Below are 14,663 nucleotides of genomic sequence, written 5' to 3'. Positions count from 1 at the left end.
TCTTGCGGTCCTTTCCGCAGGTCAAGAAGTTACGGAGATTGCGATCACCGGGAATCGGTCACGTATAAGTACTTGCCTAAGTACGGTCGCCGGGGCCCTTAAGTACGCCCGCCGCGGGCGCCCCGGCGGGAGCAACAAGAGGGGTGAGCGCGGAGCGCTCTCGAATATGGGCGGTGGGGGCGACGGGTGGGCAAGCGGGTAACGTGCCCGGCATGGTGCAGGGAAGAGCAGCCGAGCAGGCGACGGTCGGGGCGCTCCTCGACGCGGCGCGCTCCGGCACCAGCGGGGTCCTGGTGGTGCGCGGCGAACCGGGCATCGGCAAGACGACGCTGCTGAAGCACGCGGTCGCCGCCGCCGAGGCCGCCGGCATACCCGTCGTCCAGGGCACCGGCGTCGAGTTCGAGGCCGAGCTGGCGTACGCGGGACTGAGCCTGCTGCTGCGCCCCGCGCTCGCGCACACCGCCGCGCTGCCCGAACCGCAGCGGCAGGCCCTCGACGCCGCGCTCGGCCTCGCCTCCGGCGCGGCGCCCGAACCGATGTTCGTCGGCCTGGCCGTGCTGTCGCTGCTGTCGGAGTACGCCGGCGACGGGCCGCTGCTGTGTGTCGTCGACGACGCGCAGTGGCTCGACAAGGTGTCCTCCGACGCCCTGGTGTTCGCCGCGCGGCGCCTGCACGCGGAAGGCGTGGTCGTGCTGTTCGGGGCGCGGGACGGCGAGGGCTCGTTCCCCGCGCCCGGCCTGCCCGAGCTGCGGCTGACCGGCCTCCCGGCGGCCGAGGCCGGGGCGCTGCTGGACACGCACGCCGCCGACCTGACGCCCACCGCCCGCTACCGGGTGCTCGCCGAGGCGAACGGCAACCCGCTCGCCCTGCTCGAACTCCCGGTCGCACTGGCCTCGGAGAACCCGTCGGCGGTCTTCCGGCCCGGCGCGCTGCCGCTCACCAGCCGGCTGCAGATGGCCTTCCACGGGCAGGTCAGCCGCCTGCCGGCCGCGACGCAGACGCTGCTCCTCGTGATCGCGCTCGACGACACCGGCGACATCGGGGTCGTGCTGCGCGCGGCCGAAGCGCTCGGCGCCCAGGCCACCGACCTCGAACCGGCGCACGCCGCCGACCTGGTGCGGCTCGACGACGGGACGCCGCGGTTCCGGCACCCGCTGATCCGCGCCGCGGTACACCAACGAGCCCCGCTCGACCGACGGCTGACGGTCCATCAGGCACTGGCCGCGGCGCTGGACGCGCCCGACCAGGCGGACCGCCGCGCATGGCAGCTCGCGGCGGCGTCCACGACACCGGATGCGGCGGTCGCCGACGCGCTCGACGCCACCGCCGAAGGGGCCCGTGAGCGGGGCGGATACGCGGCGGCGGCCCGGGCGTACGAGCACTCCGCCCGCCTGACGGTCGATCAGCGGCAGCGGGTACGCCGCCTGGCGCTCGCGGCCAAGTGGGCGTCGGAGGCCGGCGAACTGGACCGCGCCCGCGACTTCGCCGCCCGCAGCGTCGGCCACAGCACCGACCCGGTGGTGCGGGCCACGCTGACGCTCGTTCAGGGGCTGGCGGACTTCTGGCAGGGCAGCTTCCCGAGCGCGCACAAGCTGCTGCTCGCCGGCGCGGAGGACGTCGCCGACGAGGCCCCAACGTACGCGGCACGCCTCCTGGTGCAGGCGGCGCACACGGCGTGGTACCTGAGCGAGGCCGAACTCCACGCCACACTCGACCGGTTGGACGCGCTGGACCTGCCGGAGGACGACCCGATCACACCGGTGGCGCGGTATTTGGTGGCCTGCCTGGGCGCCTCCGGCGCGGACGGGACGACAGGACCTGACGGGCCTGCCGCGGGTCCGGCGAGCGGTTCCACACCGGCGGAGAACGGAACCGAAAACGCAAGCCCCACTGCCGCACCCGCCCGCCGCGCAGCCGGCGCGGGCCGTGCGGCCGGGGTGGTCGCCGGGCGCGCGGCGAGCGGCTCGGCAACCGCCGCCGACGACGCGCCAGAACAGGGCGCCGCCAAGCCGCCCACCCGATCCCGCACCGGCTCGCCTCCCCTCTCCGACGCCCTTGCCGCTGCCAGGGCGGCCGGGGAGGTCGACGCGCGAGTGCTCCAGCTGCTCTGCGGTGTGGCCCTCACCCAAGGGCAGGACGAGGACGCGTACGACCTCGCCGTCCGGCTCGTCGCCGACTCGCGGCGCAACGGTGGGATCGGGCGGCTCCCGACACTGCTGTTCTTCAAGGTCGAGGCCGAGGTCTTCCAGAGCCGCTTCAACGACGGGCTCGCCACGGCGAGCGAAGCGCTCGGGTTCGCGCGGGACACCGGGCAGCAGCAGTGGACGAGCCAGTTCCACAGCGTGCTGGCGATCCTGCACGGGCTCTCCGGTGACGAGGCGGCGTGCCGGGAGGCGGCGGACGCGTCGTTGACGACCGGTGCGGGTGGGGCGATGGCCTCCGGGACACCGTGGGCGTACTGGGCGCTCGGGATGCTCGACCTCGGGCTCGGGCGCGCGGCGTCGGCGCTCAGCCGGTTCGAGCAGCTGACCCGGGAGCCGCTGCGGCACCACATCTGCGCGACGCGGAGCACGCCCGACCTGTTGGAGGCCGCGGTGCGGCTGGGCGAACCGGAGCGTGCCGCCGAGTCGTTCGCGCGGTTCGAGGCCTGGGCGGACCGGGTGCGGCAGCCGTGGGCGGACGCGATCGTGCTGCGCTGCCAAGCCCTGCTGTCCGACGACGCCGACGCCGAGGTGCTGTGGACCGGCGCGCTCGCACTGCACGACCCCGACCGGCGCCCGATGGAACGGGCCCGCACCGCACTGCTGTACGGCGAGTGGCTGCGCCGGGTGCGCCGCAAGACCGACGCCCGCGACCATCTCCGCACCGCGCTCGAGGAGTTCGAGCGCATCGGCGCGCGCCCGTGGGCGGAGCGCGCCCGCACCGAGCTGGACGCGACCGGCACCGGCACGGCACGTCCGGCCACCGCGTCGCCGACCGGCGCGCTGGCGGTGCTGACCCCGCAGGAGCTGCAGATCACCCGGCTGGCGGCGCAGGGCATGTCGAACCGGGACATCGCGGCGCAGTTGTTCCTGAGCCCGCGCACCGTCGGACACCACCTCTACAAGGCGTATCCGAAACTGGGCATCGTGTCGCGTACGGAACTGTCGAGCATGCCGGAGCTGTTGGGCGCCGGCTGACGTCCCCGCAGGCCGGGCCGTCCGTCTGATGTCCAGTCATCGGCCCATGACCGCTTGCCGGTCGGCCACGTACGCGTAACGAACGCTCGCTAGACTGTCCGACGAACGTGCCGCGCGACGACGAGCCGGCGACGAGACGGCGGGATTGCGAAGGACGTGCCCATGGCCGAGCTGGTGGCGGATCTGCGGGCCGACGGCCACGACGACTGGCGGGCGTACGAGCCCATCAAGCTCCCGCCGATCCTGTCGGCGTCGTTGGACGCGTTCGACGAGCACGGCTACCACGGCACGACGGTTCGCGACATCGCGCGCCGCGTCGGGGTCACCGTGCCCGCGCTGTACTACCACTACCAGAACAAGCAGGCGCTGCTCGTCGAGCTGCTGCTGGGTTCGATGAACGCGGTGCTGGGGCGCTGCCGTTCGGCGGTCAAGGACGCGGGCGACCAGCCGGTGGACCGGTTCTCCGCGCTGGTGGAGTGCATCGTGCTGTACATGGCCAACCGCGCGCCGATGGCGTTCCTGGACACCGAGATGCGCAGCCTCGAACCGGAGAACCGGGCCCGCTACATCGCGCTGCGCGACGAGCTCGAAGCGCTCGTGCAGACGAACGTGCGGGACGCGGTGGAGCTGGACGAGTTCACCACCCCGTACCCCGTCGACGCCGGCCGCGCGGTGCTGACGATGGCTCAGGCGGTGGCCAACTGGTACCGCCTGGACGGCCCCCTGACGCCGCAGCAGATCGCCGACCGGTACGTGGCGATCGCGCTGGCGAGCATGGGGCACCGCGCCACCGTGGCGCCGGTGGCCTCCTAGCGGCGGTTACTCGTCCAGGAACGTCCCGAGTCGCTCCACCGCGGCCGCGAACTCCTCGGCCATCGTGTACACGACCTCGCGCGCGGGCCGCACGCGGTTCATCATGCCGACGCCCTGCCCCACGAAGTACGTCGCGAGCTCGCGGGCTCCCTCGTGCCCGGCGGCGGCGAGCCGGTCGACGCGGCGCAGCGCGGGCTCGCTCAGCAGCGACTGGATGGGCATCGGCAGGGGCGGCGGCGCGTCGGGGGCGGCCCAGGCCTCCGTCCACGCGGAGCGCAGCTGCCGGGACGGCTTGCCGGTGCGGGCGCGCGAGCGGACGGTGTCGCTGGACGTGGCCGCCACCATCTTCGCCTTCGTGGCCTCGGCGGTCTCGGCCTCCTCGCAGGTCAGCCACACCGAGCCCGTCCACGCGCCCGCCGCGCCGAGGGCGAGCGCGGCGGCCATCTGGGCGCCGTTGACGATGCCGCCGGCGGCCAGCACGGGCACGGGGGCGGTGCCGGGCGGGGTTGCGGCGCGGACCGCGTCGACGACCTCGGGGACGAGGACCATGGTGGACACCTCGCCGACGTGCCCGCCCGCCTCGGTGCCCTGGGCGACGACGATGTCGACCCCGGCCTCGACCTGGCGCACCGCGTGGTCGCGCGTGCCGACGAGGGCGGCGACCGGGACGCCGGCCGCCTTGCCGCGTGCGAGGAGGTAGTCCGGCGGGACCCCCAGTGCGTTGGCGATCAGTCGGATCGGGTGCGCGAACGCGATGTCCAGGCAGTCGCGGGCGTGTTCCTCGGTGAGCCGGGGCCGGTGCCGCTGCCCGGCGGCGGGCGGGTCGTGCGGTTCGACGCCGTGCGCGGCGAGCAGTTCGTCGACGAACTTCCGGTGCGCGGCCGGGATGTGGTCCCACAGCCCGATCGGGTCGCGGCCCTCGCCCTTGCCCGCGTACGAGGCGGGCGCGATCAGGTCGACACCGTACGGCCGTCCGCCGACATGCTCGTCGATCCACCGCAGTTCGAGCTCGAGTTCCTCAGGCGTGTGCGACGCCGCACCGAGCACGCCGAACCCACCCGCGTTGGTGACCGCGGCAACGACGTCCCGGCAGTGGCTGAACGCGAACAACGGCAGCTCGATGCCGAGGAGTTCCGTGACCGGTGTGCGCATCGCCCCTCCAGGGATGGGTGCGGGCTTCCGACGGGCGGGCTGCGACCCGACGAGCCGAGCCCGGGAGACAAGACTTCCGCACCGCGGGGGAGTTCTCGCGCAAACCGCGTGATCTTCCACGCCGGAGGCGGGACGAAGTGGGACGGGGCAGTGGCACGACCTGATGCAGGGCGGCACGAGGCGGGGCAGGGGCAGGCTTGGGACACGGTGGGATCGCTGCGGGGCGGGCGGAGCGAGCGACCGCGGCGACGCGAGGCCGGCGCGGCAAGACGGGGTGGGGCGGGGGCGGCGCGGAGTCAAGGCGCGAAGCGTGGTGGGACCGGTGCGGGGCGGGCGAGGAGCGCGACCGCGGCGACGCGAGGCGGGAGCGGGAGAACGACGCGGGACGGGGACGGACGGGACGGGACGAGACGGGAACAACGAACGCTGCACCGAAGCGGATCGCGCCTACGCGACGCCGGGGCGGAAGACGAGCCGGCGCCGACGCCGCGGGACGGAGGGGCGGGGGTGCGCGGGCCCCGGCCCCGCGCACCCCCGCGTTGTGGTGCCCCACCTGTCCCCCGGGGGCCGGGGGGGGGGGGGGGCGGGGCCCCGGGCCCCGCGCACCCCCGCGTTGTGGTGCCCCACCTGTCCCCCGGCGGCCGAGCCGCCCGCGGCGTCGGGCGCCGGCGCGCGGTGGCCGCTCGTTGGTCGGGCGGCGGGTGGCCCGCCGTCCGACGCTGCCTCAGAGGCGTTCGATGATGGTCGCGTTCGCCATGCCGCCGCCCTCGCACATGGTCTGCAGGCCGTAGCGCCCGCCGGTGCTCTCCAGGACGCCGAGCAGGGTGGCCATCAGGCGGCCGCCGGAGGCGCCCAGCGGGTGGCCGATGGCGATGGCGCCGCCGCGGATGTTGGTCTTCTCCAGGTCGGCGCCGGTGTCCTTGGCCCACGCCAGCGGCACCGGAGCGAAGGCCTCGTTGACCTCGAACGCGTCGATGTCGTCGATGGTCAGCCCGGCGCGGTCCAGCACCTTGCGGGTCGCGGGGATGACGCCGGTCAGCATGAGCAGCGGGTCGTCGCCGGTGACCGCGAAGGAGTGGAAGCGGGCGCGCGGCGTCAGGCCGAGCTGCACCGCCTTCTCCTCGCTCATGATGAGCACGGCGGACGCGCCGTCGGTCAGCGGCGAGGAGTTGCCCGGCGTGATCAGCCACTCGATCTCGGGGAACCGCTCCCCCATCGCCTCGTGGAAGAACGCCGGCTTGAGCCCGCCCAGGCCCTCGACGGTGGTCGACGGGCGCACGGTCTCGTCGACGCGGAACTCGACCGGCGCGCCGTCCGGGCCCGTCACGGTGATGGGCACGATCTCGCGGTCGAACGCCCCGGACGCGGCGGCCTCCGCGGCCAGCCGGTGCGAGCGCGCCGAGAACGCGTCGAGCTCCTCGCGCCCGAACTTCCAGCGCGCCGCGATGATCTCGGCCGAGTAGCCCTGCGGGATCAGCCCCTCGGGGTAGCGCGCCGCCAACGGCTCGAACGGGTTGCGGCCCTGCGCGGTGAAGCCCATCGGCACGCGGCTCATCGACTCGACGCCGGCCGCGATGACGATGTCGTACGCCCCGGCGATGACGCCCTGCGCCGCGAAGTGCGCGGCCTGCTGGCTGGATCCGCACTGCCGGTCGACGGTGGTGCCGGGTACGGACTCCGGGAACCCGGCGGCCAGCAGCGCGTTGCGGGCGATGTTGAGGGACTGGTCGCCGCCCTGCGACACGCAGCCGGTGATGACGTCGTCGACGAGGACCGGGTCGAGGCCGTTGCGCTCGACCAACTGCCGCAGCACGTCGCCGAGCAGGGCGACGGGGTGGGTCCCGGACAGCGCGCCGCCGGGCTTGCCCTTGCCTGAGGCGCTGCGTACGGCGTCGACGATCACTGCGGTGGTCATGATGCGGGCACTCCCGTCGCGGGGTTCGGGGGGATCGAACGCACGGCACACAGAGTTACTGAACGATCGCTAAGGTCACCCTATCCCGGGGCCGACGAGGGGTGTCAAGGGCCGAACCGACGTGCGGGGCGAAAATTCGACCCGAGGGTTAGCCGCGATCGGCACGGGGGTAGCACCCGTTGGCTCAGACTGCACAGCCGTGCCGCTGGACATCGCACGCGCGCGGCGCCATCGTCCGACCACCGGCTCGCCGCAGGGAACGGCGAGCCGGCGGACCACGAGATCGGAGCCCGCGCCATGACCCAGGCCCCCGCGACCGCCGCCCACACCATGACCATCGACGGCGCCGCCGCCGAGACGCACGCCGTGCTCGACGTCGTCGACCCCGCGACCGGAGCGGTCTTCGCGCAGGCCCCCGACTGCACCCGCGACCAGCTCGACGCCGCCTTCGCCGCCGCCGAACGCGCGTACCGCACCTGGCGCGTCGACGAGGACGCCCGCCGGACCGCCCTGCGCGCCTGCGCCGCCGCGCTCGTCGCCCGCGCCGCCGAGATCGGCGCCGTGCTGACCGCCGAGCAGGGCAAGCCGCTCGCCGACGCCATACGCGAGGTGCACACCGGCGCCGCGTGGCTCACCTACTACGCCGGCCTGGAGGTGCCCCGCGAGGTCATCCAGGACGACGAGCGCGGCCTGGTCGAGGTGGTGCGCCGCCCGCTCGGCCCGGTCGCGGCCATCACGCCGTGGAACTACCCGCTGACGCTGGCGTTCTGGAAGATCGCCCCGGCGCTGCGGGCCGGCAACACCGTCGTCATCAAGCCGTCCCCGTACACCCCGCTGTCGACGCTGCTGGTCGCCGAGATCCTGCGGGACGTCCTGCCGGCCGGCGTCGTCAACGCGGTCAGCGGCGGTGACGAGCTCGGCCGCTGGATGACCTCGCACCCCGCGGCCCGCAAGATCAGCTTCACCGGCTCGGTCGCTACCGGCAAGCACGTCGCCGCGGCCGCCGCGCCGGACCTCAAGCGCGTCACCCTCGAACTCGGCGGCAACGACGCCGCGATCGTCCTCGACGACGCCGACCCGACCGCGATCGCCTCGCGCGTCTTCTGGAGCGCCTTCCAGAACAACGGCCAGGTGTGCGCGGCCGTCAAGCGCGTGTACGTGCCCGAGGCGCTGCACGACGACCTCGTCGAGGCGCTCGCCGAACAGGCCAAGGCGGTGCGCGTCGGCCCGGGCACCCAGGAGGGCGTGCAGCTCGGCCCGGTCAACAACCGCCCGCAGTACGAGCGGGTCGGCGAGCTGGTCGCCGACGCGCTCGCGGGCGGCGCCACCGCGGTGGCCGGCGGCGCGCCGCTCGACCTGGGCGGCGACGGCTACTTCTTCGCGCCGACCATCCTGACCGGCGTCGCGGACGGCACGCGCATCGTCGACGAGGAGCAGTTCGGACCCGCACTGCCGGTGATCCCCTACCGCGACCTCGACGCGACCGTCGAGCACGTCAACGCCGGCCGGTTCGGGCTCGGCGGCTCGGTCTGGTCGGGCGACCCCGACCGCGGCGCCGAGGTCGCCTCGCGCCTCGACGTCGGCACCGCGTGGGTCAACACCCACCTCGCGCTCGGCCCCGGCCAGCCGTTCGGCGGCGCCAAGTGGAGCGGCATCGGCGTCGAGAACGGGCCGTGGGGGCTGTACGGCTTCACCGAGCCGCGCGTCCTGCACCGGGCGCGCTAGGACTCGGAAACCTCCGGCGGCCTACGCCGGACGACACGAACGGCCCCGGCCGACCGCGCTGTGACAGGCGCCGCGGTCGGCTGGGGCGACCACACCGGTCGTGCATGAACTCAGCTGCCGGCCCGGGGCGTTCCTCGCCATCGCGGCGACGGCCGCCTGGCCCGCCGCGTTCGGGTGCACGGGTGTCGTCGGCGACGCCGGCAGTACCGGCTCCACCCAGCGGTCCCACAGCCACTGGCCGGCGTCGTGTCCGCCGACCGCCGCCGGGTCGACGCAGAGCGCGCCGACCGCGGCCGCAGTGTCCTTCAGCATCGCGTTCAGTCGACTTCGGCGTCGCCGACCTACGCTCCGCGCCCGCCGCCGCGCCGGTGCACGACGACCCCGAGGCCGCCGCCACCGTCATGATGGCCGCCATGGTCGGCTACTTCCTCGCCTCGGAGTACTTCGGCCGCGGACCGGCCGACGTCGACGCCGACCGGTTCACGACGACGCTCGCGCGGCTGCTGACGGGAACGCCGTAAGCCCGCCGCAGGGGTCAGGCCGTCGCCGTCGCGGCGCGCTCGGCCTCGCTGCGTTCGACGCAGAACTCGTTGCCTTCCAGGTCTGCCATGACCACCCAGCCGGGGCCCTCCGGGGTCCGGCGGTCGTCGACGACCGAGGCGCCGAGGGCCACGAAGCGTGCCACTTCTTCGTCGCGCGTGCGGTCCTGCGGCTGAAGGTCCATGTGCACGCGGTTCTTGACCTGCTTGGCCTCCGGAACGCGGATGAACAGCAGCGGCGTTCCTTCGTTCTCGACCAGTACCTCGTCGTCGCCCGGGCTGTCCTCCTCGGAGATCTTGCCGCTGGTCACCTCGGCCCAGAAGCCGGCCAGCGTGTAGGGGTCCGAGCAGTCGAACGTGATGTGGCGCACCAGGGAAGTCATGCGGCGGATCCTAGCCAGGGCGCCCGGACCCGGCGCGGCATTAAACCGCCTCTTCGAGGACCTGCTACGAGACCGTCAACGCCGGTCCGCGGCGGCGGCGTTCGCGCCGGCCACCCGCAGCACCAGGGCCGCCCACGGCTGGTCGTCCACGCCGACCAGGCCGACGTTGCTGTCGCCGCCCGGCGCGGCCGCCCCGCCTGGGGGATCGTCCACGTACCGGCCCCAGTTGTGGCCCACCACCCACGGGTCGGCGATCATCGCGGCGGCGAACTCGGCGTAGCGGTCGCCGCGTTCCTCCTGCGTGTCCACCGTCGGAAGGGCCTCCGGACGGGTGTTCGGCAGCCCCGCGTCCCCGGCCCGCACCGTGAACGCCGAGACCAGCACCGGGCGTCCGGTCAGGTCGTGCAGCGCCTGGAGGTCCGGGAGCTCCTCCCGGTCGGCGTCGACGCTGAACACGTCGACGTACCGCCCCGCCACCCGCACCACCTCCGGCGGCGTCGCCGAGGACGCCCGCACGCCGAGGATCAGGTGGTGCGGGTCGAACTCACGCAGCAGACGCGTCGTCACCTCGAAGTAGTGGCTCGCCAGCGACTCCAGGAACCCCGACGGATCCCCGCGGTACGCCGAGGCCGCCTCCCGGCCCGGGCTGCCCTCGGGCAGCGCCAGGTACTCGTCCAGCAGCCCGACGTCCCAGCGCAGCGTGCCGTCGAGGTACCAGCCGAGCAGGTTCGGGTCCTCGGCGAGCCGCGCCGTGCGGGCCCGCAGCACCTCCTGCGCGTGCGTCGCAAACGCCGGGTCGAACCAGTCCGCGGGGCCGCCGACCGACAGGTCGAGCTGCGGCGTGTACGCGAACTGCGCGCCGAACACCTCGAAGCGCGACCCCGGCCCCAGCGTGTTGAAGCCCATGTTCGACAGCCGACCGCCGGTCGCGGCCACCCACGCACCCGGGTCCGGGTACGCGGCGGCGGCCGCTTCGCAGTACGGGCAACGCCCCGTCGCCTGGTCGGTCGCCTCGTCCAGGCGCACCGCGTCGACACCGAGCGAGTAGAACGGCCTGCCGTCGGGCGTCCGCAGCATCCAGCGGCCGGACGGCTCCTGCGCCACCCGGTAGTACCCGGTCCCGTCCGACGGCCCGACCGGCTGCCTCGCCACCTGCGGCATCGGCGCCGTCGGACCGAACGGCACGCTGTGGGCATCGTGCGAGCTGCAGCCGGACACGGTCGCGAGCAGGACGAGCGTGACGGCCGACAGCAGGGCGGTCACGAGGGCCAGGGGCTTGACCAGGGGCTTGACCAGGGGCTTGACCAGGGGCTTGACCAGGGGCTTGACCAGGGCCGGGGCCTTGCGTGGCGGACGCTTGGCGGCGTGGCGGCCGGAGGGCTTGGCGGGTGTCCTGGCCGGGGTCCTGGCGAGCGAGTTCGCGACGGGCTCGGCCGGTGACTTGGCGGCCGGTTGGGCCGATGTCCTGGCGACGGGCTTGGCCGACGGCCTGACGGCCGGTGTGCCCGGTGCCTCGGCCGGCACCAGATCCGAGCCCACCCCCGGCCGTTCCGAGCCCACCGACGGCCGCCGCTGAGGCGCGTACCGCAACCGCCGCATAACCCGACTCCCCGTGCCGCGCGTCCGGCCGGGACGGGCCGGAGTGACTGCTGGACTGACCGCCTGCGCGACCGCGACGCCGTGGCGGCGCCCGTCGGGCGGTGCGGTGTGGTGCGGAGTGCTTCGACGGGCCCGGGGTTGGCGGGCCTGCCGGTAGTGGTGCGGACCTGCGTGTGCGTCGTGGTGGTGCCGTGGCGTGCGCCTCGCCGTCGCCGAGCCTGGTCCGGCGTCGTCGCGTCGCTACGTCATTACGTCGTTACGTCGTTGCGTCGTTGCGTCGTTCGCGACCGGGGCGGAACGCCCGATGGCGGACGAGCCGCGAGTACCCCGTCCGGCGTACCCCGCGGCCCCCGAGACCCTACGCCAGAACCCGCGCGCGCCGCAGCTCAGCCGCGATCGGCGGCAAGTCGCAGGGCCAACGCCACGAGGTCGGCGTCCCGCCACACCCCGAGCTCGCCGTCCGCCGCGCCCGGCAGCGGGACATGCACGACGTCCCGCCACGGCGCCGGCACCGCGCCGATCCCGTACACCGCGCCGGCCAGGCCGCCGGTGATCGCCGCCACCGTGTCCGTGTCGCCGCCGCTGTCGACGGCGGCGATCACGGCCTCGGCGTACGAGCCGGTGCTGCGCAGCGCCCACAGCGCCGACCCGAGCGCGGGCCACACCGCGCCGTTGAACTCCGTGGCGTGCTCCGGCAGCCAGTCGGGCGCGAGCACGACGGCCCAGCGCTCCCGCAGGCCGGGCCGGATCTCCGCGAGCGCGTCCTCGACCGCGTCCAGCGGGTCGCCGCCGTCGAGGGCGACGCGGATCAGCCGGTGGAAGACCATGCAGCCCTCGCCCGTGGCCGGGTCGCCGTGGGTGAGGCCGGAGACGACGCGCGCGGCGCGCCCCGTCGCCTCCTCCGACTCGCTCGCGAAGTAGAGGGCGCCGGTGACCGCCCGCATGAGCGAGCCGTTGCCGGCCGCGCGGTGGTGGTGCGCGGCGTAGTTGTCTGCGGCCCGGTCCCACGGCAGGCCGGAGCGCAGCACGGCCTCGGTCTGCAGGCCGATGTCCATCGGGTCGGACAGCGCCCACCGCTGGAACCGCGCGAACACGTCGGCGGGGTCCAGGCCTCCACGCTCCAGCAGGGACAGCGCGACGTGCAGGGCCATCTGCGTGTCGTCGGTCGCTTCGCCCGGCGACCAACCGCGGCCGCCGCACATCCCGTTCGACTCCGCCTGGGCGACGGTCGGGAAGCGCCGCGTGAACACGCCCTCGATGTCGAACTCGAAGGGCGCGCCCAGCGCGTCTCCGACCGCGGTGCCGACGAGCGCGCCGGCGGCGCGTGCGTTGCGGTCAGGCGAGGCGGGGTGGGCGGATGGCGTGGTCACAGGCGGTGCGTCCCTTCGTCGTTCGCCCGTACGCGGGGGCGGCCGGGTCCCGGGATCCTGCCACGCGCGGCCTGCCGGACGCAGGCCAATTGCGGCCGCGCCGGACGGGCTCGACGAGCCGGGCGGCGGCCCGGGATCACAGGTCGACGCAGGTGCCGTCGCCCGCGCAGTTGACCGGCGTTCGGGTCGGGGACGCGGTGCCCGAGGACGCGGTCGGCGTCGGGTTCGGCGTCGGTGTCGACCTGGCGGACGGCAGGGCGGTCGGCCTGCCGCCGGTCCGTGTCGAGTCGGCCTGTTGTGTCCCGCAGCCGGTCGCCGTCGCGGTCGTGATCAGCACCGCCGCCCCGAGCGCGCACGCGCGCAGCACGCCGGACGTTCGTACCCCCGTGGTCATGCCCGGCATTGTGCCGGGCGGCCCGACGAGGCGTCAGGACTGGGGCACGCCCACCGGGTGCCGGGCCTGGAACGCCAGCCGCAGATCCGCCTCGGCCGCGAGGTCGCCGAGCATCTCGTCGAAGCGCAGGAAGGCCTCCCAGCGCTCCGCGCCGGGAGACGCCGCCGCCTCGAGCGCGTCCATGATGCGGTCCTCGAGCTGCGGCAGGCGCGCGCCCTTCCACACCTTGTCGGCGAGGCAGACGAGCAGGTCCTCGACGGGCAGGCCGGGTTCCGCCCAGGTGCCGTGCGTGCACGCGAACCGCGCGAGCTCGGCGTCCACCCCGCTGTCGTAAAGGAGTTCGTAGCCGCCGAGCTCGTGCGCGTGGCCCGGGCCCAGCAGTTCGTCTCGGTGGACGGCCTTGCCTATGTCGTGCGTGGCCGCACCGAACAGGACCGCGTCGCGGTCGAACTCCAGCGCGGGGTACTCGCGTTCGACCCAGCCGACGATCCGGAACGCCACATCGTGCACCAACCGGAGGTGCGCCGCGAGACGCGGCGGAGCGTCGACCTGGCACAGCAGGTCGACCACCCGGTCGGGAAGAGGGCGCGGATCCGGGTCGCAGGTGTCCACGAGAGCCCGGCGCAATGCTTCAGACGCCATCACCTAACGGTACGTCACAACTGCGTCGCGTCTGTGACGACTCCCCACCCGCGCGGTGAACTTCGCGTCGCATGGATCTGCGGGGCTTGGACGAAACGGACCGCTTGGGCCTGCTATCGATCAGATCAAGAACCAAACGGTCAGCAGATCAGACAAAGCCGATCACGTTGGGCCAGATGCACCATCAGGAACTCGATCGGGCTACCCGCGGTGGCAGGGACCGTGGGCTACACGGAGGGTGGGTGAAGGCCGTTCGGCCGCAAAACCACCCGAAAGGAACAGTTCGTCATGCACAGCAAGTGGACCACCGTCGCCCTCACGACCGTCCTCGGAGTATCGGCGGTCGGTGTCGGCGCCGGGGCCGCCGCCGCGTTGATCGACATGCCCGAGGTACGGGCCGCGGCACCCGCGGTGGATCCGGCGGTGCCGGACGCCTCCGCGGCGGTCGGAAAGCTGGGGGCGCTCGGATCCGTCCTCAAGACGGTCAACGGCCTCGTGAGCGCCGCGACCGCCGAGAAGCCGGACGCCGACGCGCTCGAAGACAAGCTGACCGTCCTCGACGTGCAGACGAAGGCCCTCCTCGACCTGCTGGGCGGCGCCGCGCCGTCCCTCCCGGCCTCTCCGCCGGCGGTCCTCCCCGACAAACCGCTCCCGGTCTCCCCGCCGCCGATCATCCCCCTGGCCCCGAACGTCGACCCGGCCGCCCACGCCCTCCCCCTCCCGGGCCTCAGCCTCGAAGACGCCCTGGCCAACCTGAAGAAGGACGCCGCCGCCCTCGTCGCCGCGGCCACGAAGGTCCCGCCGAACGTCGACGGCGTCAAGAGCGCCGTCACCTCGGTCGCCACGGACCTGCTCGCGGTGGCCACCGCCGCCGTGACGAAGCTGACCGGCGTGTAGCCCACGCAGTCCTGACGGACCGTCCGCCCCCGACCGGAGCCGGTCGGGGGCGGAC

13 protein-coding genes are annotated in these 14,663 nt (G+C 74.3%); 5 read left to right on the top strand and 8 right to left on the bottom strand.

The annotated features are described in order from the left end of the window. The first annotated feature begins 212 nt into the window (after positions 1 to 212). Together QI554_RS28140 and QI554_RS28135 are read left to right on the top strand one after the other, a co-directional pair. Complete coding sequence (locus QI554_RS28140; RefSeq protein WP_281473601.1) at positions 213 to 3,179, top strand: helix-turn-helix transcriptional regulator; 2,967 nt, start codon at positions 213 to 215, stop codon at positions 3,177 to 3,179. 162 nt (positions 3,180 to 3,341) lie between these two features. After that, entirely contained in the window at positions 3,342 to 3,992 is a 651-nt protein-coding gene (locus tag QI554_RS28135; RefSeq protein ID WP_281473599.1) for a TetR/AcrR family transcriptional regulator, read from the top strand. A 6-nt stretch (positions 3,993 to 3,998) separates the two neighbouring features. Here QI554_RS28135 and QI554_RS28130 read toward each other — a convergent pair whose 3' ends face one another. Beyond that, a complete protein-coding gene (locus QI554_RS28130) occupies positions 3,999 to 5,144 on the bottom strand; it encodes a nitronate monooxygenase (RefSeq protein WP_281473597.1) in 1,146 nt (381 codons plus the stop codon). A 724-nt stretch (positions 5,145 to 5,868) separates the two neighbouring features. After that, positions 5,869 to 7,059 carry a thiolase family protein gene (locus tag QI554_RS28125; RefSeq protein ID WP_281473595.1) on the bottom strand — a complete coding sequence of 397 codons (1,191 nt, stop codon included), beginning with the start codon at positions 7,057 to 7,059 and terminating at the stop codon, positions 5,869 to 5,871. Positions 7,060 to 7,356: 297 nt separating this feature from the next. Between QI554_RS28125 and QI554_RS28120 the strand changes: the two genes are divergently transcribed. Then, complete coding sequence (locus QI554_RS28120; RefSeq protein WP_425528070.1) at positions 7,357 to 8,784, top strand: aldehyde dehydrogenase family protein; 1,428 nt, start codon at positions 7,357 to 7,359, stop codon at positions 8,782 to 8,784. A gap of 21 nt (positions 8,785 to 8,805) precedes the next feature. On the opposite strand, the gene QI554_RS28115 is transcribed toward QI554_RS28120, so the two are convergent. Beyond that, entirely contained in the window at positions 8,806 to 9,096 is a 291-nt protein-coding gene (locus tag QI554_RS28115) for a hypothetical protein (protein WP_281473593.1), read from the bottom strand. 56 nt (positions 9,097 to 9,152) lie between these two features. Between QI554_RS28115 and QI554_RS28110 the strand changes: the two genes are divergently transcribed. Further along, positions 9,153 to 9,305, top strand: a complete 153-nt coding sequence (locus tag QI554_RS28110; protein ID WP_281473591.1) for a hypothetical protein — start codon at positions 9,153 to 9,155, stop codon at positions 9,303 to 9,305. Between the two features lie 14 nt (positions 9,306 to 9,319). On the opposite strand, the gene QI554_RS28105 is transcribed toward QI554_RS28110, so the two are convergent. The 5 genes from QI554_RS28105 to QI554_RS28085 all read right to left on the bottom strand — a co-directional run bounded on the left by QI554_RS28105 (position 9,320) and on the right by QI554_RS28085 (position 13,711). Then, the gene (locus tag QI554_RS28105) at positions 9,320 to 9,706 is read right to left on the bottom strand and encodes a VOC family protein (RefSeq protein ID WP_281473589.1); all 387 of its coding nucleotides are present in this window, start codon (positions 9,704 to 9,706) and stop codon (positions 9,320 to 9,322) included. Positions 9,707 to 9,781: 75 nt separating this feature from the next. Then, complete coding sequence (locus tag QI554_RS28100; RefSeq protein WP_281473587.1) at positions 9,782 to 11,245, bottom strand: hypothetical protein; 1,464 nt, start codon at positions 11,243 to 11,245, stop codon at positions 9,782 to 9,784. A gap of 446 nt (positions 11,246 to 11,691) precedes the next feature. Beyond that, the gene (locus QI554_RS28095; protein ID WP_281473585.1) at positions 11,692 to 12,675 is read right to left on the bottom strand and encodes an ADP-ribosylglycohydrolase family protein; all 984 of its coding nucleotides are present in this window, start codon (positions 12,673 to 12,675) and stop codon (positions 11,692 to 11,694) included. A gap of 136 nt (positions 12,676 to 12,811) precedes the next feature. Then, a complete protein-coding gene (locus tag QI554_RS28090) occupies positions 12,812 to 13,069 on the bottom strand; it encodes a hypothetical protein (RefSeq protein WP_281473583.1) in 258 nt (85 codons plus the stop codon). 33 nt (positions 13,070 to 13,102) lie between these two features. Beyond that, positions 13,103 to 13,711, bottom strand: a complete 609-nt coding sequence (locus tag QI554_RS28085; protein WP_281473581.1) for an HD domain-containing protein — start codon at positions 13,709 to 13,711, stop codon at positions 13,103 to 13,105. A gap of 288 nt (positions 13,712 to 13,999) precedes the next feature. Here QI554_RS28085 and QI554_RS28080 point away from each other — a divergent pair, with 288 nt between their 5' ends. Next, positions 14,000 to 14,608 carry a hypothetical protein gene (locus tag QI554_RS28080; protein WP_281473579.1) on the top strand — a complete coding sequence of 203 codons (609 nt, stop codon included), beginning with the start codon at positions 14,000 to 14,002 and terminating at the stop codon, positions 14,606 to 14,608. The last annotated feature ends 55 nt before the right edge of the window (positions 14,609 to 14,663 follow it).

It is taken from the genome of Yinghuangia seranimata (assembly GCF_029953285.1).
GTDB lineage: Bacteria > Actinomycetota > Actinomycetes > Streptomycetales > Streptomycetaceae > Yinghuangia > Yinghuangia seranimata.
The sequence above is the reverse complement of the archived record's forward strand: the minus strand, read 5'-3'. Positions and strand labels throughout refer to the sequence as shown.